The organism is Acidovorax carolinensis (genome assembly GCF_002157145.1).
Lineage (GTDB): Bacteria > Pseudomonadota > Gammaproteobacteria > Burkholderiales > Burkholderiaceae_C > Acidovorax > Acidovorax carolinensis.
Map to the genome: position 1 here is coordinate 1,073,673 of NZ_CP021361.1, position 21,075 is coordinate 1,094,747.

At 58.8% G+C, this 21,075-nt stretch carries 19 protein-coding genes and 6 pseudogenes; 17 read left to right on the top strand and 8 right to left on the bottom strand.

Annotated features, from left to right (window positions below; genetic code table 11):
• Positions 1-454: 454 nt before the first annotated feature.
• Positions 455-846: pseudogene (locus CBP34_RS20405) on the top strand (aldolase/citrate lyase family protein); the annotation flags it as partial.
• A 73-nt stretch (positions 847-919) separates the two neighbouring features.
• On the opposite strand, the gene CBP34_RS05050 reads toward CBP34_RS20405, so the two are convergent.
• Both CBP34_RS05050 and CBP34_RS05055 read right to left on the bottom strand, forming a co-directional pair.
• Complete coding sequence (locus tag CBP34_RS05050; protein ID WP_086911694.1) at positions 920-2,299, bottom strand: IS4 family transposase; 1,380 nt, start codon at positions 2,297-2,299, stop codon at positions 920-922.
• Positions 2,300-2,457: 158 nt separating this feature from the next.
• Positions 2,458-3,366: a LysR substrate-binding domain-containing protein gene (locus tag CBP34_RS05055; RefSeq protein ID WP_086911695.1), complete on the bottom strand. Its 909-nt coding sequence runs from the start codon at positions 3,364-3,366 to the stop codon at positions 2,458-2,460.
• 136 nt (positions 3,367-3,502) lie between these two features.
• Here CBP34_RS05055 and CBP34_RS05060 point away from each other — a divergent pair, with 136 nt between their 5' ends.
• The 8 genes from CBP34_RS05060 to CBP34_RS05095 all read left to right on the top strand — a co-directional run bounded on the left by CBP34_RS05060 (position 3,503) and on the right by CBP34_RS05095 (position 10,728).
• Positions 3,503-4,627, top strand: coding sequence for a 4-oxalomesaconate tautomerase (locus CBP34_RS05060; RefSeq protein ID WP_086913975.1), 1,125 nt, complete (start codon positions 3,503-3,505; stop codon positions 4,625-4,627).
• Between the two features lie 70 nt (positions 4,628-4,697).
• On the top strand, positions 4,698-5,729 hold the full coding sequence (locus CBP34_RS05065) for an amidohydrolase family protein (protein ID WP_086911696.1): 1,032 nt from the start codon (positions 4,698-4,700) through the stop codon (positions 5,727-5,729).
• Complete coding sequence (gene ligK / locus CBP34_RS05070) at positions 5,726-6,409, top strand: 4-carboxy-4-hydroxy-2-oxoadipate aldolase/oxaloacetate decarboxylase (RefSeq protein WP_086911697.1); 684 nt, start codon at positions 5,726-5,728, stop codon at positions 6,407-6,409. Before CBP34_RS05065 ends, ligK begins: the two co-directional genes overlap by 4 nt.
• 118 nt (positions 6,410-6,527) lie before the next feature.
• Entirely contained in the window at positions 6,528-7,454 is a 927-nt protein-coding gene (locus CBP34_RS05075; protein WP_086913976.1) for an NAD(P)-dependent oxidoreductase, read from the top strand.
• Between the two features lie 3 nt (positions 7,455-7,457).
• Positions 7,458-8,396, top strand: coding sequence for an amidohydrolase family protein (locus CBP34_RS05080; protein ID WP_086911698.1), 939 nt, complete (start codon positions 7,458-7,460; stop codon positions 8,394-8,396).
• 63 nt (positions 8,397-8,459) lie between these two features.
• Complete coding sequence (gene ligA / locus CBP34_RS05085) at positions 8,460-8,903, top strand: protocatechuate 4,5-dioxygenase subunit alpha (protein ID WP_086911699.1); 444 nt, start codon at positions 8,460-8,462, stop codon at positions 8,901-8,903.
• Between the two features lies 1 nt (position 8,904).
• Positions 8,905-9,771 (top strand): class III extradiol dioxygenase subunit beta, encoded by an 867-nt coding sequence (locus CBP34_RS05090; protein WP_086911700.1) that lies wholly within the window; start codon positions 8,905-8,907, stop codon positions 9,769-9,771.
• Complete coding sequence (locus CBP34_RS05095; RefSeq protein WP_086911701.1) at positions 9,772-10,728, top strand: Gfo/Idh/MocA family oxidoreductase; 957 nt, start codon at positions 9,772-9,774, stop codon at positions 10,726-10,728.
• 387 nt (positions 10,729-11,115) lie between these two features.
• Here CBP34_RS05095 and CBP34_RS05100 read toward each other — a convergent pair.
• The 5 genes and pseudogenes from CBP34_RS05100 to CBP34_RS05115 form a co-directional block, all read right to left on the bottom strand.
• Positions 11,116-11,631 (bottom strand): annotated as a pseudogene (locus CBP34_RS05100) (hypothetical protein); the annotation flags it as partial.
• Positions 11,632-11,891: 260 nt separating this feature from the next.
• The gene (locus tag CBP34_RS05105; RefSeq protein ID WP_086911703.1) at positions 11,892-12,665 is read right to left on the bottom strand and encodes a hypothetical protein; all 774 of its coding nucleotides are present in this window, start codon (positions 12,663-12,665) and stop codon (positions 11,892-11,894) included.
• A 38-nt stretch (positions 12,666-12,703) separates the two neighbouring features.
• On the bottom strand, positions 12,704-13,033 hold the full coding sequence (locus tag CBP34_RS19335; RefSeq protein WP_157896430.1) for a hypothetical protein: 330 nt from the start codon (positions 13,031-13,033) through the stop codon (positions 12,704-12,706).
• 138 nt (positions 13,034-13,171) lie between these two features.
• A pseudogene (locus CBP34_RS05110) lies at positions 13,172-14,023 on the bottom strand (IS5 family transposase); the annotation flags it as partial.
• Positions 13,995-14,291, bottom strand: a pseudogene (locus CBP34_RS05115) (IS110 family transposase); the annotation flags it as partial. The pseudogenes CBP34_RS05110 and CBP34_RS05115, both read right to left, overlap by 29 nt.
• A 78-nt stretch (positions 14,292-14,369) precedes the next feature.
• Between CBP34_RS05115 and CBP34_RS19945 the strand changes: the two are divergent.
• Both CBP34_RS19945 and CBP34_RS05125 read left to right on the top strand, forming a co-directional pair.
• Entirely contained in the window at positions 14,370-14,714 is a 345-nt protein-coding gene (locus CBP34_RS19945) for an FAD-dependent monooxygenase (protein WP_236748516.1), read from the top strand.
• Positions 14,715-14,854: 140 nt separating this feature from the next.
• Entirely contained in the window at positions 14,855-15,874 is a 1,020-nt protein-coding gene (locus CBP34_RS05125; protein ID WP_086911705.1) for a universal stress protein, read from the top strand.
• Here the strand turns inward: CBP34_RS05125 and CBP34_RS19340 are convergent.
• Entirely contained in the window at positions 15,843-16,049 is a 207-nt protein-coding gene (locus CBP34_RS19340; RefSeq protein ID WP_157896431.1) for a hypothetical protein, read from the bottom strand. The two genes, CBP34_RS05125 and CBP34_RS19340, sit on opposite strands and share 32 nt — an antisense overlap.
• Before the next feature lie 183 nt (positions 16,050-16,232).
• Between CBP34_RS19340 and istA the strand changes: the two are divergent.
• The 6 genes and pseudogenes from istA (at position 16,233) to hcaB (ending at position 21,056) form a co-directional block, all read left to right on the top strand.
• Positions 16,233-17,763 (top strand): annotated as a pseudogene (istA, locus tag CBP34_RS05130) (IS21 family transposase).
• Entirely contained in the window at positions 17,753-18,097 is a 345-nt protein-coding gene (locus tag CBP34_RS19720; protein ID WP_007179249.1) for a hypothetical protein, read from the top strand. The pseudogene istA and the gene CBP34_RS19720 overlap by 11 nt, the downstream one beginning before the upstream one ends.
• Positions 18,098-18,371: 274 nt before the next feature.
• Positions 18,372-18,497 (top strand): annotated as a pseudogene (locus CBP34_RS19350) (IS4 family transposase); the annotation flags it as partial.
• Between the two features lie 233 nt (positions 18,498-18,730).
• Positions 18,731-19,072 carry a non-heme iron oxygenase ferredoxin subunit gene (locus CBP34_RS05140; RefSeq protein WP_086926838.1) on the top strand — a complete coding sequence of 114 codons (342 nt, stop codon included), beginning with the start codon at positions 18,731-18,733 and terminating at the stop codon, positions 19,070-19,072.
• Positions 19,073-19,095: 23 nt separating this feature from the next.
• The gene (locus CBP34_RS05145) at positions 19,096-20,124 is read left to right on the top strand and encodes a 2Fe-2S iron-sulfur cluster-binding protein (RefSeq protein WP_236748517.1); all 1,029 of its coding nucleotides are present in this window, start codon (positions 19,096-19,098) and stop codon (positions 20,122-20,124) included.
• Positions 20,125-20,222: 98 nt separating this feature from the next.
• Entirely contained in the window at positions 20,223-21,056 is an 834-nt protein-coding gene (hcaB, locus tag CBP34_RS05150; RefSeq protein ID WP_086926839.1) for a 3-(cis-5,6-dihydroxycyclohexa-1,3-dien-1-yl)propanoate dehydrogenase, read from the top strand.
• Positions 21,057-21,075 lie beyond the last annotated feature (19 nt).

The window sequence follows — 21,075 nt, forward strand, 5'->3', positions numbered from 1 at the left end:
CCAAAGCTCCCTTTGCGGAAACTGCACTGCCTGACTCGCGCGTCGTCTCCAAATTTACGGAAGGAGCCCGAGCGTTTCAATAGCATTTCGACATCTGGCTTCATGAATTTACTGTGTAGGGTTGGAGGAACACCGTGATGCCGACACCTGGGCCATCCATCTGCTGTACGCCCGTGATCAAGGCTTCAATCCCGACTATACGGTGGCTGACCAGTGTACTGGACTGCGCGCCGGACAGAAGATTGTTTGGGAGGACAAGCCTTGTCATGGCGACGTGTTTCACATCTTGCAGCAGTGCGAGAGTCTGGCCAATGTACTGGCCAGCGGTGCCACTTCCAGGCGGCAAGTGCCTATTCCAGCGATCGTGACCGGTTGCGCAGCGTGCAAGAGTTGCGCTGCGCAAATTGTAGGGCGGGCGTTGCGCACGGCTCCAAACGGTGGCCGATATTGCCCCGCTGGCATGTACGCTTACAGCAGGATCCTCTCGGCCCTGCTGTTGCGCGCCAAGACCGGGCGGGGCAGCCATATTGACGTGTCGATGCTCGAAGCCCTGGCGGAGTGGATGAGTTAGCCGATGTATTACGCCTTTGATGGTGCCGCCCCGCCGCCGCGTACCGCCGCTGCGCACGCCAGCATCTACCCTACGGGCCGTTCCAGGCCGGTGACCCCAACCGGAGCGAGCGCTTTGCCAAAGCACTGGTTTCTGGTGCCGATGCGGTCATCATCGACCTGGAAGATGCGGTGGGGCTCGATGCCAAGGAAGATGCACAGGCGCAACTGGTGCAAGCATCTTCAAAGATGACGCCGGCCCAGCGCGCCCGGGTAGTGGTTCGCATCAGTGCCGCCAGCACCGTCTGGCATGCCGACGATCTGGCACTCCTGCAACCCCTTGTGGCGCAAGGCTTAAGCGGAATGGCACTTACTTTGGATCCCAGTCGTGACCATGCATCTTGATTTTCCGGCGAGCATGGGCACGCGGGACCTTTAACCATGAGTAGGGTTTGGGTCGTCGCTTTCGCATTCGCGGCTCGATACGTCCGGATCGATTGCCCACTCTGCACTGGGCGATCAATGTGAACAGCCGCCCGCCATCCTTCGCTGCCGACAGACCGCGCGAGACCCACTCGGTCCACAATTGCACCGTGTGCTTGAAGCTCAGCTCGCGCGGGTCGACACCGGCATTGCAGGCGGCCTGCGCCATGAGCAGCCGGATCACGTTGTAGGCCAGTAGATGGACCCACAGCTGTTTCTCGTTCATCTGCGGCGTCTGGCAGCTCAGCACATCCATGCCCGTGGTGGTCTTGAGGTTGCGCAGGTCAAGCTCGACGTTCCAGCGACGCGCATACAGCGCCGAGAGATCGTCCTTGCTGACCTTGCGATGATCGAGCATCGTGGTGACCAGCACCTGGTGGGCGACTTTGACTTCACGGACCATGAGTTCGTCGGGGAAGTGAGCGTACTGCTCGGGCGTCATCCACTCTGGGCGCGCCGCAGGCTTGGGCCAGTGCACCAAGTGATCGCGCGTGCCCAGCGACTGGCCACGGCGAAAGTCGGTGATACGCGAGCCGTTTTGCTCGAACAACACATCCACGCCTGTGGCCATCAGAGTGGCGATCAAGAAATAATTGCAGTACAGGGCATCGGCCAGCATCACATCGCCTGGGGAGAAGCCTTCGAGCAGGCCGCGCACCAGTCCGAGTTCGCCGCTGCCCTTGCCGCTGTGGGGTCCTACCGCCATATCAAGCGCCGCGCCGCTGGCCAGGCAAATCACCATGACAAGTCGCGCCAGAGGAAAACCCACTCCGGGCGCCTGGGTGTTGGGCTGGGGATACAAGGCTTGGTTCTCCGGAGTATCGGGCATCGAGATCCCGGTGCCATCGACCAGTTTGACCGAACGCCCGCGCCACAGCCATGGCGCCAGCGCCTTCTGGCTGAGCAAGCGCCCTGTTTCGCGCGTGAGCGTACTGACCATCTCCAGCGGCAGGCGCTGGCGCGCCCGGCAGTATCCGCCGGTGCGAACGCTGCACGGGCTCAGACCATCGGCTGCGCGTTGCGCTGCCCAGCCGTTGACCGCCTTCTGGCACGAGCCATCGGCCTCCAGCACCTGACGCATGAACATGGACAGCGCAACCGTGGGCGGATAGAGCCGCTCGCGATGCTCAGGCAGCAGCGCTTCGGTTGTCGCCAGCAATTCCGGGCTGGTCAGCACGTTGAAGAACTCCACCGCCGGGGTTGCCCGTGCCCGGCGTCCGATCCTGCTTCGACGTTGATGCAAAGCGCTTCGTGCATTACGATTCATGGTGGCTGGCCTTTCGAAAGATGGTTTGGAAGCTTCGTAACAACCATCCTATCAATCCCTTGGTCAGCCACCTCCTTTTTTCTTCAAATTCAAATGCTTACGCCCGTGACTTCAAGGTTGTGAGGCTTAAGTAAGTGCCATTCGGATTAACGTGAAAGTTAGCACTTGAACACTTGCTCTACCGTGCGCTGCAGCAGCGCCAGCGTGGCCTGCTGTGTCAGTGTGCTGGGCCGCAGGGCGCTGGTGGCCATGCAAATTTTGGTGCGCAGCACCGGGGCTGTGATGGTGCGCACGCAAAACGCCGACGGCCGGATCGAGCTGGCCACGGCGTTACGTGACAACACGGCGCTGCCGGCCCCGTCCGCCACCAGATCCAGAATGGCCGAAACCCCATCAATTTCCAGTGCCATGTTCAGGCGGCAACCCAGGTTGGCCAGTTCAGACTCCACCTGCATGCGGATGGCGTTGGGCCGGGTCGGGATCACCAGTGGCAATTTGGCCAGTTCGCGCAGGGTGATGGGGCCTGGAGCCGGGTCTTCGGCCAAGCCGGGCGGTCGCCGTTGCACCAGCAGCAGGTCTTCTTCCAGCAGCGGGGTGATGTCGATGTCGGCGCTGGGTTGGGCGTTGTAGAGCACCGCAATGTCGAGCCGCCCGGCGATCAGCGACTCCTGCATGGGCACCGACAAACCTTCGCTGATGGCCAGGCTGGCATCGGGCAACTCGGACTGATGGGCACGGATCAAGGGCACGGTCAGCACCCGCGCCAGGCTGGTGGGCAGGCCCACGGCGACTCTGCCCGCCAGCGAACCGCGCACCCGGCCCAGCTCTTCACGTGCTCGCGCCACCTGGTGCAGGATGCCGCGGCCGTGCGCCAGCAACAGTTTGCCGGCCTCGGTGGGTAGGGCGCCGCGGCCGTTGCGCGTCAGCAGGGTTTGCCGCAGCTCCACTTCCAGCAGGCGCACCTGGCGGCTGAGCGCGGGTTGCGCGATGTCGAGGGCGATGGCGGCCCGGGTAAAACTGCCGAGCTCGGCCACGCACACAAAGTATTCGAGTTGTTTCAGGTCCATGGCTGCAGGTGGTGAATTGTCTGTATTGCGGGTCTAAGGGTTAACCATAACAAGCTGCCAATTATGCCAAGTTGTTATATCTGCTAGTGGCCTTTTTGGCTTTTGAAGACCGGTGGATGCGGCCAAAATCCGGCCCATGCAAATTCCCATTCCCTGTTATTTCATGCGCGGCGGAACCTCACGCGGGCCATTCTTTCTGGCCTCGGATTTGCCCGCTGACGTGGCCACGCGGGACCGGGTGTTGCTGGCGGTGATGGGCTCGCCCGATCGGCGCCAGATCGACGGGCTCGGTGGCGCGCATCCGCTGACCAGCAAGGTCGGCATCGTCAGCCCCAGCCAGACGCCCGGCGTCGCGGTGGATTTCTTGTTTGCCCAGTTGCAGCCCGAGCGCAACACGGTGGACACCACGCCCAACTGCGGCAACATGCTGGCGGCGGTGCTGCCCTTTGCCATCGAGCGCGGCCTCGTACCCGTGCAGGGTGACACCACGACAGCACGCGTGCTCACACTTAACACCGGCATGCAGTGCGACATCACGGTGGTCACGCAGGGCGGCCGCGTGAATTACGGTGGCGACGCCCGCATTGACGGCGTGCCCGGCACCGCTGCGCCGGTGACCATCAATTTTCTGGATACGGCCGGCTCGGTGTGCTCCGGCTTGCTGCCCACCGGGCAGGTGCGTGACCGTATCACGGTCACCGGTGACGGTTTTGTGCCGTTCACGATCGATGTGACCTGTATTGACAACGGCATGCCGCTGGTGCTCATCGAAGCCACTGACCTGGGCCGTACCGGCTACGAGACGGTGGCCGAGCTCAATGCCGACGACGACTTGAAGCGCCGCCTGGAAGCGCTGCGGCTGCAGATTTCGCTCAGGATGGGCCTGGGCGATGTGTCACAAAAAAACTACCCAAAAATGACGCTGATCGCAGCGCCGCGCGCCGGTGGCAGCATCAGCACCCGCAGTTTTATTCCCCATGTGTGCCATGACGCCATTGGTGTGCTGGCCGCGGTCACGGTGGGCACCGCGTGTGTGCTCAAGGGCTCGGTCTGCGACGGCGTGGCCGTGATGCCGCCGGGCAATGCGCCGACCGTCTCGGTCGAGCACCCCACCGGCGAATTCAGTGTGGCCTTGGGGCTGGACCCGAAAGACCCGCAAAAAGTGACCCGGGCGGCCCTGCTGCGCACCGCGCGCCTGATCATGCGTGGCGAGGTCATGGTGCCTGCCAGGATCTGGCCAGGACAGGCATCGGCGAGTTGAAAGACCCGCTACCACTCGACTTCGCCGACCCCCGGGCTTGATTCACCCCTGATTTTTAGAAAGCATTACCATGATAATCGACTGCCACGGCCACTACACCACCGCGCCCAAGGCGCTGGAAACCTGGCGCAACCAGCAAATTGCTGGCATCAAGGATCCTGCCCTGATGCCCAAAGCCTCTGACCTGCACATCAGCGACGATGAACTGCGCGAGTCGATCGAGAGCAACCAGTTGCGCCTCATGCGCGAGCGCGGTTCCGACCTCACGCTGTTCAGCCCGCGCGCCAGCTTCATGGCGCACCACATCGGCGATTTCCAAGTATCGAGCACCTGGGCGGCCATCTGCAATGAACTCTGTTACCGCGTCAGCCAGCTTTTCCCCGATCACTTTGTGCCGGTGGCGATGCTGCCGCAAAGCCCGGGTGTTGACCCGGCCACCTGCATCCCCGAACTGGAAAAGTGCGTGCGTGAATACGGCAACGTCGGCATCAACCTCAACCCCGATCCCAGCGGCGGCCACTGGACCTCGCCGCCTTTGAGCGACAAGGCCTGGTACCCGATCTACGAGAAGATGGTGGAGTACGACATTCCCGCCATGATTCACGTCAGCACCAGCTGCAACGCCTGCTTCCACACCACCGGCGCGCATTACCTGAATGCCGACACCACGGCTTTCATGCAGTGCCTGACCAGCGATTTGTTCAAGGATTTTCCGACGCTCAAGTTTTTGATCCCGCATGGCGGCGGCGCCGTGCCCTACCACTGGGGCCGTTTCCGTGGCCTGGCGCAGGAGCTGAAAAAACCACTGTTGTCAGAGCATCTGCTCAACAACATCTTCTTCGACACCTGCGTCTACCACCAGCCGGGCATCGATCTGCTCAACACCGTGATTCCCGTCAAGAACGTGCTGTTCGCCAGTGAAATGATCGGTGCGGTGCGCGGTATCGACCCCGAGACCGGTCACTACTACGACGACACCAAGCGCTACATCGAAGCCAGCAATATCCTGAGTGCTGCCGACCGCCAGCAGATTTATGAGGGCAACGCCCGGCGGGTTTTCCCGCGTCTCGACACTCTTTTGAAAGGAACGGAAGCGAAATGAATAATCTAGGCATTGTTAAACGCACAATCACCCGCGCCGACAAAGCAACGGTAGAAAAGCTCTCGCGCTTTGGCGTTGCCACCATCCACGAGGCCATGGGCCGTGTCGGCCTCATGAAACCCTACCTGCGTCCGATTTACAACGAGGCCAAAATTTGCGGTACCGCCGTCACTGTGCTGCTGCAGCCGGGGGACAACTGGATGATGCACGTGGCCGCCGAGCAATTGCAGCCCGGCGACGTGGTGGTTGCGGCCTGCACCACCGACAATGCCGACGGCTTTTTTGGTGACCTGCTGGCGACGTCGTTCAAGGCGCGTGGCGCGGTCGGCCTGGTCATTGACGGCGGCGTGCGCGATGTGAAAGATCTGACCGAGATGGACTTTCCCGTGTTCAGCAAGGCCATCCACGCAAAAGGAACCATCAAGGCCACGCTGGGCTCGGTCAACGTGCCCGTGGTGTGCGCGGGCGCCCAGGTCAACCCGGGTGATGTGGTGATTGCCGACATCGACGGTGTGGTGGTGGTGCCCGCCGCGTTCGCGCAACAGGTCGCCGATGCGGCCGAGGCGCGTGAGGCCAACGAAGGTGCCAAGCGTGCCATCTTTGCCTCAGGCGTGCTCGGGCTGGACTACTACAAGATGCGTGAAGGCCTGGAAAAAGCTGGTCTGAAATACATTGACTAATTTGAAGTTCGCCGTCATTGCGAGGCGCTTGGTGCCGTGGCAATCCATGGTTGCCTGAGTCCTGGATTGCCGCGCTGCGCTCGCAATGAAACCATGCTTCATGTTGACAGAAAAAACGATGAAAACAAACCCCAAACAATGGCGCGTCGGACTGGTCGGTTATGGCGAGGTGGGCCGCATCCTGGCCGAAGACCTGCGCGCCCAGGGCATGGCCGTCAGTGCCTATGACCTCAAGTTGGTCAACGCGTCCACCGCCGGGCCCCTGCAGACCCACGCGGCACAGCATGGTGTGGGTTTTCTCGGCTCCAGCGGTGAACTGGCTGCGGGCGCTGACCTGATCATCAGCGCGGTCACGGCCAGCCAGACCGTGCGGGTGGCAGAGGCCTGCGCCGGTTCGGTTCAGCCAGGCAGCTTCTTCCTTGACTTCAACTCGGCGTCTCCCGGCGCCAAGCAGCGTGCTGCCGCCTTGATCGACGCAGCTGGTGGCCGTTATGTGGAAGGCGCCGTCATGACCAGCATCCCGCCGTACCGCATCAAGGTGCCGCTGCTGCTGGGGGGAGCGCACGCCAATGCCTTATGCACGCTGCTCAACACGCTGGGCTTCGCCAGCAAGGTGGCCAGCGACACACTCGGCGTGGCCAGTGCCACCAAGATGTGCCGCAGCGTCATGATCAAGGGATTGGAAGCCATGGTGATCGAGAGCTTCACCACAGCCCGCCACTACGGCGTGGAAGACGCGGTGGTGGCGTCCCTGTACGAGACCTTCCCCGGCATCGGCTGGGAAAAACAGGCGGCCTATTTCTTTCAACGCGTCATCGAGCACGGCCGACGCCGCAGCGAGGAAGTGCGCGAAGTTGCCGAGACCGTGCGTGATGCCGGTCTGACGCCCTGGTCGGCGTCGGGAACCGCCGAGCGCCAGGCCTGGGTGGCCGATCTGGCCGACAGCGGTGTGTTCGGAACCAAAGGCACGCCTGAATTCGCCCGCAGCACCGACTGGCGCGTGGAAGCGGACCGTATGTTGGCGCAGGTCAATCAAAAGAAATAAACCATGAACCAAAGCACTCCCGGTGATTTCACCAAAACCCCCGGCTGGCTGGACTGGTACGCCGGTCCTGCCAAACCCACGTTCAAATTGCCCGCCGGCGCGGTCGATGCGCATTGCCATGTGTTCGGTCCGGGCGCCGAGTTTCCCTACGCGCCTGAGCGCAAGTACACACCCTGCGACGCCTCCAAGGCCCAGTTGTTTGCGCTGCGCGACCACCTGGGGTTTGACAAAAACGTGATCGTGCAAGCCACCTGCCACGGAGCCGACAACCGCGCCCTGGTCGACGCGCTGCTGCACGCCAACGGCAGGGCGCGCGGCGTGGCCACGGTCAAGCGCAACGTGAGTGACGCCGAATTGCAGGCCATGCACGAGGCCGGTGTGCGTGGCGTGCGTTTCAACTTCGTCAAGCGCCTGGTGGACTTCACGCCCAAGGACGAGTTGCTGGAAATTGCAGCGCGCATCAAAGCCTGGGGCTGGCATGTGGTGATCTATTTCGAAGCGGTGGACCTGCCCGAACTGTGGGACTTTTTTACCGCCTTGCCCACCACCGTGGTGGTCGATCACATGGGCCGCCCCGATGTGTCACTGCCCGTCAACGGACCGCAGTTTGAATTGTTCCGACGCTTCATGCGCGAGCACCCCAACGTCTGGAGCAAGGTGAGCTGCCCGGAGCGCTTGAGCCTGACCGGTCCGAAGGCCCTGAACGGCGAGCAAAACGCCTACCGCGACGTGGTGCCATTTGCCAAAACCATCGTTGAAGAGTTCCCGGACCGCGTGCTCTGGGGCACCGACTGGCCACATCCCAACCTGAAAGACCACATGCCCGACGACGGCCTGCTGGTGGACTTTATTCCACACATCGCCACCACCGCAGCGCTGCAGCACAAGCTGCTGGTGGACAACCCGATGCGCTTGTACTGGCCAGAACTGTCTCCGCCTTGATGTGTCATTGCGAGCGTAGCGTGGCAATCCAGGTTTTTATTTGATTCGATCTGAAGGAAATTTATGGCACTCGACAAACCTTACCTCGACGTCCCAGGTACCACCATCTTCGATGCCGAGCAAAGCCGCAAGGGTTACCACCTGAACCAGTTTTGCGTCTCACTGATGAAGCCCGAGAATCGCGCGCGTTTCAAGCAGGACGAGCGGGCCTACCTCGACGAATGGCCGATGACCGAAGAGCAGAAACTGGCCGTGATGGCGCGCGACCTGAACCGCTGCATGGCGCTGGGCGGCAATATCTACTTTTTGGCCCGTATTGGCGCCACCGATGGCCTGAGCTTTCAGCAAATGGCCGGTTCCATGACCGGCATGACCGAGGCCGAGTACCGCGACATGATGTTGCACGGCGGTCGCAGCATTGAAGGTAATCGCTTTGTCGGCGAAGACGGCGACGCCCAGCCCCAACATCAACCCCAGGGCCGTGCTGGCCAGAAAGTGCAGGCCTGACATGGCGCGTATCACCGCTTCCGTTTACACCTCGCATGTGCCCGCCATTGGCGCGGCGCTCGACCTCGGCAAGGACAAGGAGCCTTATTGGCAGCCGGTTTTTGCCGGCTACGAGTATTCCAAACAATGGATGAAAGACAATAAGCCGGACGTGATCTTTTTGGTCTACAACGACCACGCCACCGCGTTCAGCCTCGACATGATTCCCACCTTTGCCATTGGCACGGCGCCCCAATTTCCGGTGGCCGACGAAGGCTGGGGCCCGCGCCCGGTGCCACCCGTCATCGGTCACCCTGAGCTGGCCGCGCACATTGCCCAGTCGGTGATCCAGCAGGACTTTGACCTGACCATTGTCAACAAGATGCCGGTGGACCATGGCCTGACGGTGCCGCTGAGCCTGATGTGCGGCCAACCACCCGCGGATGCGTTTCAATGGCCGTGTCCGGTGATTCCGTTTGCGGTGAACGTGGTGCAGTACCCGGTGCCATCGGGCCAGCGCTGCTTTCAACTGGGACAGGCCATTCGCAAGGCGGTGGAGAGTTATGACCAGGACCTGAATGTGCACATCTGGGGCACCGGCGGCATGAGTCATCAGCTGCAGGGCCCGCGCGCCGGCCTGATCAATCGTGAGTGGGACAACGCCTGGCTCGATCAAATGATTGCCGACCCCGCCGCTTGTGCCCAAGTGCCGCACATCGACTACGTGCGCGAAGCCGGCAGCGAGGGCATCGAGCTGGTGATGTGGCTCATCGCACGCGGCGCCATGGCCGACGTGACCGGCGGCAAGCCGCCCGCAGTCAAGCACCGCTTTTACCATGTGCCCGCGAGCAACACCGCCGTGGGCCACCTGATCATGGAGAATACCTAAATGACAAAACCTATCAAAGTCGCCCTGGCGGGCGCAGGTGCCTTCGGCATCAAACACCTCGACGGCATCAAGAACATTGAAGGCGTTGAAGTGGTCTCACTGGTCAGCCGTGAGCTGGAAAAAACCCGAGAGATCGCGGCCAAATACGGCATTGGCCATGTCACCACCGAGCTGGCCGAGAGCCTGGCGCTGAAAGCGGTGGACGCCGTCATTTTGTGTACCCCCACGCAGATGCACGCCGCGCAAACACTGGCCTGTCTGCGCGCCGGCAAACATGTGCAGGTGGAGATTCCGCTGTGCGACGTGCTCAACGACGGCGAAGAGGTGGCGCAGCTGGCGGCGCAATCGGGCCTGGTCGCCATGTGCGGCCACACCCGGCGCTTTAACCCCAGCCACCAGTACGTGCACAAGGAGGTTACGGCGGGCCGCTTCAACATCCAGCAAATGGACGTGCAGACCTACTTTTTCCGGCGCAGCAACATGAACGCGCTGGGCCAGCCGCGCAGCTGGACCGACCATTTGCTGTGGCACCACGCGGCCCACACGGTGGACTTGTTTGCTTATCAGTGCGGCAGCCCCATCGTCAAGGCCAATGCGATCCAGGGGCCGATTCACCCCACGTTGGGCATTGCCATGGACATGAGCCTCCAGCTCAAAAGTGCCAATGGCGCCATTTGCACGCTGAGCCTGAGCTTCAACAACGACGGCCCGTTGGGCACTTTCTTTCGCTACATCGGCGACACCGCCACCTACATCGCCCGCTACGACGACCTGTTCAATGGCAAGGAAGAAAAGATCGACGTGTCCCAGGTGGCCGTCAGCATGAATGGCATTGAGTTGCAAGACCGTGAGTTCTTTGCCGCCATCCGCGAGGGTCGCCAGCCCGACTCCAGCGTCGCCAGCGTGTTGCCGTGTTACCGGGTGCTGCATGCGCTGGAGCAGCAGTTGGGTGGGTGAGGTAACTCATGTCGGACTGCGGTCAAGTCAAATATACGTCCAGACGCTGGGCGCGCAGGGTATCCGGATGGTGCTCATGTCTCCCGGCCCGGGCTTGCGCCCAGGCCTCCTCCTATAATGAGTTCGCAAGCTCTTTGTCGCTACGCTCGATGATTAATAAATATCGAGATAACGCTGATAATAAGTTTTTTACACTCTGCATTGACCCCATTAACCTCATTCATTATTTGGTTACAAAGGTGTTCAACGGCTATTCTCGAAGCCTTCAGCTTCGGGCTTCGCCCTAAGCAGCTTTCCCCGTTGAAGATCAATTCAAGAATTCCAATTCAAAGAGGGAGGAAACGCAGACTACCCGCTATAGTTAGTCGGCCCTGCAAAATTCATTTTTCAAAATCCAGCCCATGCGGTCTGGCCAAAATTCGGTTTTTCGACCGCCCCGGCGCCGTTGCTCAAACACCAAGTCCCAACGCAAGCATGAGAGCGCTGTAATGTTCCCTTCGTCCATGGCGGTGACAACGCAGCCTGCAACAGGCGCAAAAAAACCGCCCCTATGCCCCGACGGGCAATGGCGCGCAGCAACCAGCGCAGGTTGTAGCCAGCAGCACAACTGATGGAGTGCAAAGCGTCGCCCAGCGCGCCTTGCAGCCAGCAGCGATCCATGCGGTGATCAGACTTCAAGTGGCCTATGGCTGGCTCGATGGCCGGGCGCCGTCTGAGCCAGCCCTTTTGCTTGGTGCTCAGGCGCTTGTACTTGCCCCGGTGAATGATCTCTTTGTCCGGGTTGTCGGCGTCCACGCCGCGAAAGCCCAGATCGACCACGATGTGCTTGAGCTTGACAGGCAAGTCTTGCATCAAGTTCGTTGCCTGTTCCAGGACTGCGCTCAGGATGTGGCCGTCGTAGGGTGCGATTCAAACTGATGTGGTGAGTTGATCATGCTGGTTGTTTGAAATTCGCTGCCAATAGCTGTCCCACTGACGGTTTGCGCGATTGAGCCGCAATGCCAGCATGTGCTCGGCATTGTGCGCACGCCACCAAGCGCCCGGGCGTTTCATGCGCTGTTGAACAATGCATGCCTATCCGGTTGGCACCCAAGGACACTATAGGTGGTAGCTTGACCCGGCGCCAGACGCTACCTGTAGTGGCCGCACCGAGCTTTTGGGCGTTAACCGGATAGGCATGGAACAATGTAGCGGTGGGCGCTTTCAATTTCCCCCGAACCAATGGGTAAATCGCGCTTGATTGCGTCTTGGTAATTGAGTTGGTCTGGTCTGTTGAACAGGTAGCGGTGGCACTGCCTTACCGGGGCCTCGCTGTCCTGAACCTGTGGCGATTCAAGATGCGTTTGCAGCTCGTGCAATACGTCGTTTGCCTGGTTTGTTTTGAGTCGCGTTTTTTGCTTGTCCATCCACGTTTTGTGTTCCTGCCCTGAGCTGATGATGGCCTTGCCGGCTGCACTGAGGTAGTCACACGCATGAAAGAAATCAACCAGGTAGCGGCCCTGTGCACCAAATTTCTTTTCAACCTGATCGGCTATCCATGGCGCTCCATCGCCTACGCCATGAATTGGCGTGCCGGTACCAAAGCCGGCCTGAACAGCACACTCAAAGAGGCATTGCCCGGCTGTGTCAACGTCTCCCAGCAGCGTGCCGGCGAAGGCCAGTGTCTTGCTCCCCTGCGGGTGTGCAAGGCATATTTTTGCCTCTCTCCACTGAAGCTTCTTTCCTTTGCGCTTGTCTGCACTGTTGACATCAGGCTCCATGATGGGCACCATGCCCCCGTCTGTCTGCACAATGACTGCGGTGCTGGTGCCCGGTTGTGTGGGCCAGCCTTGGGGTGGCGGGGCCGACTCAAATATCTTTTTGGCATGGCCCTCGGTGATGCGGGCAATGGTGCTTTCACTCAACACGACGCCATAGTGCTCAACGAGTTTGTCCATGGCTTGGGCAAAGGGTTGGTCAGCACCGAAGTCGGTGACTACGCGCTGTAGCGGGCGTGAGCAGCCGCGGTTGCTGACTTGGGCGCTTTGCGCAAACGGGCGGACTCTTTTGGTGGCGTTGCGGTATTGAGGCTCGTCAATGCAGATGTCACCAAAGGTGGTGTGCCAGCAGAGTTTTTTTTACCCTCGCTCCATACGCCAGCGGTTTGCTTGAGCTCTTGCGAGGTCTGCATTACCTGGCGTGTCGCCCATGATTGAAGCGCAACTTGGCCGGTGCGTCGCATTTCCTCGATTACCCGCATTTCAGCCGCATCGGCAGTCTTGAGCTCTCCCGTCTCATCTTCGACGGCCAGCAGCAGGGACTCCATTCGGCTTCGCAGATCAGGATGCGCCCCTAATCTTCTTACCAACTCCGCGTCACTCATTAATGGCTCAGTCATGTCGTCGCCCCTTGGTTGGATGGATAGATGGCCGAGAATAACGCCACATCAGTTTGAATCGCACCCGCCGTCGTAGGGGTTGCCGGGGAAGGTGCGTGCACCCAGCATCAGGCCATGCTGGTGTGAGACCACCACCGCACTCTTGACACCGAACTCGTAGGGCTTGCGTGCCTTGCCCTTGCCAATGCACTCGACCTCCGGCGCGTGCAGCGCGTAGAGCTTGTTCTTGCTGTGACGCTGTTGCGTGCGGATGCGTTCAGCTCGCGCAAGCCACATCGACAAGTCACTTGCGGCCTTGGGGTGCTCAGGTGCGAAGCCCTCGCCTTGCATTTTGCGTTGCACCTCGCGAATGACGATGCCAAGAATCGTGCGCTGGCGTTTGAGTACGCGTCTGAGACGCCGGAACTGCTTGGCGTGGGCGTAGCCGCCGGCCTTCCAGCGCAAGGCCTTGCCTTCCTTGGCAAAGGTCTGTTTGAGCCCGATGCCTGCGCGCTTGGCGGCACTGACCACCTTATGGCGAGCGATCTCCAGCAAGCGGCTGTCCACCGGATGGGCGATGGCCTTCTCCTGCACAGTGGTGTCAACAATCACGCGCTCCAGGTCTTGAGGTTTGACGGCCTCCATGGCAACGGCCGTGTCGATGGTGGCCTTGAGCAGCAGCTCCAAGCCCTCCTCGCCCAGGTCGCGGCGAAAGCGTCCAATCTGCGTGGCGTCGCAGGGCAGGCGATGCTCGTAGTAATCCATGCCGCTGAAGAACTGCCACAGGATGTTCTCGCTCCAGCGCACAACGAGTTCTTCGTCGCTGAGGTTGAAGCTGTGCTTGAGGTACAGCAGGCTGGCCATCAGGCGAATGGGCAGCTTGGGGCGTCCGGCATTGCTGCGGCGACACGCAGATGGCTGTTGCATCGTTGGCATCATTTTTTCCGCGTTTGCCAGACATCCGATACGGCGCCACGAATTTGGGGGCCATCAGGCGAACTATGTGCCCGTGCTTCTCGAACTCGCGCGCCCAGTGATGGGCACCAGAACACGTTTCCATTCCGATCAGGCATGGCGGCAAGGACGCCACAAGCTCCAGCAGCTTGCTGCGGCGAACTTCAGGGCGGACAAATTCAGGTTTCCCTGAGGGTCCAACGCCGTGGACCGCAAAGACGTTCTTTGCCAAATCAATACAAATAGTCCGTATGTAAGGTTGCAACCCCTTGAATTTTCACACCGCTGACTCTTGCATTCCTAGAGATGTCCATGTAATGCGCGATTAGGTGTGCGGTCGGAACTCGCCGATCAGGGTTTGTACTATGTAGCCATTCTGGCTCTAGCCATACACTACATAGGTTCCTATACATATTCGCCTTGTAATGGGCGCTCATTCGCCCGCAGGAGAGCACCGTTGAAGTCGATCGCCGTAGATGTATTCGTCGTTGGCGCCGGGCCCACAGGTCTGGCCTGTGCTGCGTTGCTGGCCCGCCAGGGCGTTGACATCCTGGTCATTAAAGGCTTTGGGGGAACTCGGATGACGTGCCCGTTGGGCAAAATCGTCCGACGCTCTCAGATCAGACAAGTCCTGCAAAAGATACTTTATAAATTCAAAATATCGAGATTATCATGATAAATGATGATACAAATTAACAAGTTACAGGCGATTTTCTACCTTGGCTCACTAAAGCTCGGTGCATTGGACTGACATCTCAGCTAACTCATATTTCTTACGCATGTAAACGATAACGACACGAATAGATAAGGAACACGATGTACTCACATATCTTAGTACCCGTAGATGAATCAATGCTGTCCGCTGCAAACGTAAGCTCGGCTGTGCGTTTGGCATCTCAACTCGGCGCAAAAATTACATTTTTCCATGCAACTCCAGATCTTTCTGCAACTGGTGAGGGTGCATTGCTAAGAACCATGGCACCCAGCGAGTTCCTTGATGCGGCGATCGGGGATACCAACGCGGTATTGTCAAAGGCCAAGATCATTGCACTGGTCGCAGGGGTTTCGTGTGAAACTGAGCACAAGGTATGTGACCATCCAGCAGAAGCCATTTTGGAAGCAGTCAAACTGCACGGCTGCGATCTAATTGTCATGGCTTCGCGCGGTGTACGCGGGCTTGCGAGTTGGTTGCACAGCTCACAAACAGAACGCGTGCTGAAGAAATCTCCAGTGGCGTTACTGATTACACGTGTAGCTGCCAGTGATCCGATCAAAGCAAGTGAGCGAGCACTTTCTGTCATACAGGATGAACATCGTTCAATTGCTGTGGTGGTGCGGGGCATGCTAGATTTGGTCCAACAAGCCTATGAGCCCGAAGGCAGTTTGGATATTCGCAGCCTTGAAGCCATGTTGGCCTACCTGCAGGCATTTCCGCTACAGAAGCACCATCCCAAGGAAGAGCTCTTTATTCACCGCCGTCTGCGTCAACGTGCACCTGAGAGCGAGAAATTGTTGCTTGAGCTTGAAGCCCAGCATGTCCGTGAACATTCCTTGGTCAACGAGGTCGTTCGTTTGGCGAATGATGTTAAGTCAGGAGACTCTGCGTCTGATCAAGTACTGAAGGATCAAATCCGCACACTGGGAGATGCAGTGTGGGCGCACATGCAGCTTGAGGAGACTGTAGTATTGCCATTGGCGAAAGATCGTTTCCAAGAGTCTGATTGGGATGAGATCGCAGTTGCTTTCGAAGGCAATAACGATCCAAGTTTTGGTGACTTACCCTCTGCGGAGTTCAGTCGATTGTTTACGCGGATAGCGAATTTGTTACCAGCGTAGTAATAATAACTGATACTGGATCGAGAACCAGATTCGCCCGATTGCCATCGGCCGCAATAATGTGCATTCCCGTTTTATGCGAATTCGAGTCCAAACGTTCTGCAAGCAGCAAATCCTCCAGCAACTCAGCCACCGCCACCACCTGCTCGGTGCTCCAGTCATCGTCAATCACCATCGGCAGACCCGATTGCAGACCTGAAGGCAATTGCTAATGGCGTGCTTCATGATTTGACCCGTTTGCGTGTTGCCGCCGACCGAAAACTGAGCCACTTTTTAGAGGTTGTGCCGACCCAAAACTGAGCCAGGTGTTTTACTCGCTCTGCCTACTTTTTGGGCAGGAGCAAACAAGGTGATCACCATGGAAATGTTTGGAAAAGTCAGACGGATGTACAAGCGCGACAAGAGGTCGCTGCGTGAGATAGCCAAAGGCACGGGGCTATCGAGAAACACGATCCGTAAATGGGTGCGCGATGCAAAAGAGGGCGATGAGCCCGAGTACCGGCGCAAGGCGGCACCAGGCAAGCTCACGGCGTTTCACGCGGCGCTGGAGATGGCACTCAAGGCTGATGCATTGCGCACCAAGCAATACCGTCGCACAGCCCGGGCATTGTTTGTCGAAATCAAAAAGCAGGGCTACAGCGGCGGTTACAGCCGCGTCACCGACTTTGTGCGAGAGTGGCGAGGCAACGCTGGCAAAGCACCCCGCGCCTTCGTGCCTTTGAGCTTTGCGTTGGGTGAAGCGTTCCAGTTTGACTGGAGCACCGAGGGTCTGCTGGTGGGAGGCATCTACTACAACAAGGTCCAACTCTCGCACATGAAACTGTGCGCCAGCAGGGGCTTCTGGCTGGTGGCCTACCCCAGCCAGGGCCATGAAATGCTGTTTGATGCCCACACCCGCTCGTTTGCGGCGCTGGGAGGCATCCCTGGGCGGGGCATCTACGACAACATGAAGACGGCTGTCGATAAAGTCCAAAAGGGCAAGCAGCGTGTGGTCAATGCCCGCTTCACGGCCATGTGTGCGCACTACCTGTTTGATGCCGACTTCTGCAATGTTGCCAGTGGTTGGGAGAAAGGCGTGGTCGAGAAGAACGTCCAAGACAGCCGCAGGCGCATCTGGCTGGATGCCCAAAAGCGCAAGTGGAGCTCTTTCGATGAACTCAATGCCTGGTTGGGCCAGCGCTGTCGCGATTGTTGGAGCGAACTGCGCCACCCTGAGTTTGGCCATTTCAGCGTGCTGGAAATGCTGGAACAGGAACGCCTGGCGATGATGCTCATGCCCACCCCCTTTGACGGCTATGTGGAGAAGTCTGCCAAGGTCTCAAGCACCTGCCTGGTCAGTGTGGATCGCAACCGTTACTCGGTACCCTGTGAATGGGCCAACCACAGGGTCAGCACCCGGCTCTATCCCAGCCGAGTCTACGTCGTCGCTGGTGACTTGGTGGTGGCCAGCCACGAGCGGGCCTCAGACCGGGGTCATACCTGCTACGACTGGCAGCACTACATCGCGCTGGTGCAGCGTAAACCGGGAGCGCTGAGAAACGGTGCGCCGTGCCGACATGCCTGAATCTCTGCAACGACTGCGCCTTGGGCTGATGAAACACGCCGGAGGTGACCGGAGCATGGCGCAGGTATTGGCCGCTGTGCCTACAGCCGGATTGGAGGCCGTGTTGGTGGCAGTGGACTTGGTTGTTGAATCTGGCGCACTCAGTGCCGAGCATGTTCTCAACGTGTTGGCCCGCCTCAATGCCAAGCCTGTGCCAGATTCTGTTGAAACCACCCTGGCGCTTAAGGCACCACCGCTGGCCAATACCCAACGCTACGACAGTCTCAGAGAACTGGGCGCTGATGTACAGGTCGTACAGACCCAGGAGATCAGCCATGCGTTGTGATGTCAGCACTGAACTCAAAGAGCTGCGCCTGCACGGCATGGCGCATGCGTGGGATGAATTGACAACACACGAGGGCAAACCAAATGATGTGGGCATAGGGGGTTTTGCCCACCGCAACGACCACACGCTTTTCTACCGGATAAGGATTCGCAGGCAAGGCCAGCAGGCATGGCTTCTCTTGTTCAAAGGCCTGTCCCACCGTCAGGGTTTTGTCTTCCGGGCAAGGTCGCTCATCGGCGGGGCCAGCGAGAAGCGCAAGAAGATGTGCCGTGACCAGGACAAGACGGCCACGAACGCCATCAGGGGGCGTTTGGCTTTACCGATTTGCAGGTGACCAAAGTGGCCCAAGTCAATTTGGCCTTGTTCACCGGTGAGGGTGACCAGTCGCAGATACGCCTCAGGGATGGGGCGGGGTCGATGGTGGGCGATGAGGTGGCGAAAGTGGTCAGGTCCGCCTTGGTAGCCGCGCACTTTGACCATGGCGTACAAGCGGCTGGCCCTGAGGTCAGGGAACTTCTTCAAGGTCTCCAGAATGAACGGCAGGTACCTGTCTATAACGTTTGACTCCTGTCGCGGTTGGCAAATTCTGCGAATAAATCTGCGTTTCCCTAGCACCCACGGGCGATGGCGAGCCGGGCGTGAAAACCATCTGGCTGGGCATGCAGCGCATCCTGGACTTCGCCGCTGGCCTCAGGTTCTCACGTGAGCTTCAGGCGGCACGGCGTTGTGTATAACGAAATGAGTTGAGCCTCCTCAAAACCCGGGGCCGTTCAAAATGACTATCTAGTGCATCTTTAGCCTTATTGGGGTATTCCCTATGGAAATATTCTTGTGCTTCGGGTTAACATCTGTATAGGTTCCTAACCACTAATGATGTTAGGTGGATGAGATGAAGATATGCAACTGCGAATGCGGTGATTGCCAAGCATCAGTTCTAGAGATGCTAATTGAAAGGAAATAAGTGAACATGACTAAGAGCAACGCCACAGCAGGTGATATACAGACCCTGGTACCAATTTGCGCGGCAGATTCGTTGGCGCCCGGCCAGATGAGGGCGTGTGACGTTGCCAATCTTCCGCCGCTGGCGATATATAACCTTGACGGCGAATACCTGGCGACCAGCAATATTTGCACGCACGAGGTCGCACTGCTGACCGATGGTTACTTCGAGGGTGAACTTGTTGAGTGCGCGATGCATGGTGGCAGCTTCAATGTGCGCACTGGCGAGGCGAAAAGCCTCCCATGCAAAGAGCGTCTGCAGGTTTTTTCTGTGGTCGTCAAAGATGGCCAGGTGTTTGTCAAAATATGATGCGCCCTCAAGCAAAGACGGCTATGAGTCCACAAAGCTTTCAAGTCAGAATTGGCGCCGGTGACACGCCCGTCTTTCAGTGTTCCACTGATGAAACGCTACTCGCTGCGGCGCTCAAGGCTGGGCTTGGATTTCCCTATGAATGTCAATCCGGATCGTGCAGCAGTTGCCGCTTTCAGTTGCTGGAGGGCGATGTCAAGGATTTGTGGTCGAATGCGCCGGGTTTGAATGCCGAAGCTCGTGAATGCGGCATGCACCTCGGCTGCCAGAGCACACCAGGTAGTGACTGTCGAATCAAGCTGCGCTTGAAGCCGGGCTATGTCCCGCAGGTGATTCCGACGCGTCAGCATGCGGCGTTGGTCGATGTCGTGCCACTGACGCAAGACATGTTCGAGTTCCAGTTTCGTACGGAGGCTCCAGCTGAGTTTTTGCCTGGCCAGTATGCGCTGCTTCGCTTGCCTGGCGTGGTCGGCACAAGGGCGTACTCGATGAGCAACCTGCCCAATGGCATTGGCGAATGGCATTTCATCGTCAAACGCAAACCGGGTGGTTGTGGAACCGCGGTGCTGTTCGATGTGCTGAAGCGAGGTGATGCTATTGAGTTGGAGGGTCCTTACGGGACGGCTTATCTGCGTACCGAAACCGGTAGAGATGTCGTCTGCATTGGTGGCGGCTCCGGACTTTCTCCGATGTTGTCAATCCTGCGCGGCGCAGTGTGCAATCCGGCAATGACCGAACGGCGCCTGCTGATGTTCTATGGTGGCCGAACGCCGCTGGATCATTGCGTTGCAGACGTGTTTGCGGGTGAGCCTGAGTTGAAGCGACGTGTCGAATTATTTAGCGCGATCTCCGATGTAAACGCTGAGAGTGCCAATTGGGATGGTGAGCGCGGATTGATCCATGAGGTGCTAGCGAAGCACATCGGCCCGAACCCAGGGCAATACGACTTTTATTTCTGCGGCCCGCCACCTATGACGGATGCGGTGCACAAGCTGTTGGTTCTAAATTACCGTGTGCCATCTGAACAACTACATTTCGATCGCTTTGTTTGAGTCGTATGTTTTTCGCCGAAATAAATCTAGTAGGTAATCCCCCGGTTTTGCCGGGGAGGCAAACCGCAATTTAATTTTTAACTAAAGGATAAGTGAACATGGCATGGCTTGAAGGACAAAGCGTTTTTTTGACGGGTGGTGTTGCAGGTCTCGGTCGAGCGCTCGTAAAAAGACTTGTAGAAGAAGGTGCCAACGTCACTGTGTTGGATCGAAATGCACGGGGGCTTGATGAGCTCGTTGAAAGTTTTAAGGGACGGGTCGCGGGCTCGCCCGGCGATGTGCGCAACTTGGCCGATAACCGCAAGGCCGTCGAACTGGCTGTGGAGCGTTTCGGCAAGCTGGATACTTTCATCGGCAACGCCGGCATCTGGGATTATTGTGTCCCCCTTGTCGACCTGCCGGACGATGCCATCAGCGAAGCCTTTGATGAGGTCATTGGAATCAATCTAATGGGCTACGTGATGGGCATCAAAGCCGCAGCGCCGGCGTTGGTGCGCTCCCGAGGGTCAGTTATCTTGACCCTGTCAAGCTCCGCTTTCTATGCAGGTGGCGGCGGCGTGCTCTATACCGTAGCCAAGCACGCGGCAGTGGGACTGATTAAGCAGGCGGCGCATGAGTTGGCCCCCTATGTGCGCGTCAACGGTGTGGCACCTGGCGGGATTGCTTCTGATCTGCGTGGACCGAAGTCGCTTGGGATGGGTGAGCAGTCGATAACCTCTGTACCCTTGGCCGACCTCGTCAAAGACATTGCCCCGATCGGCAGGCTGTCTGACACAGAGGAGTACACCGGTAGCTATGTCTACCTGGCTTCTGCCCGCAACTCAGCACCAGCAACCGGCGTGATCATCAACTGCGATGGTGGCATGGGTGTGCGAAGCGTCCTTGGCCCTGCCAGCGGTGGCAAGGGCTTACTAGAAAAATTCGGCGGCTGAGGGACAACTTCTCGGCATG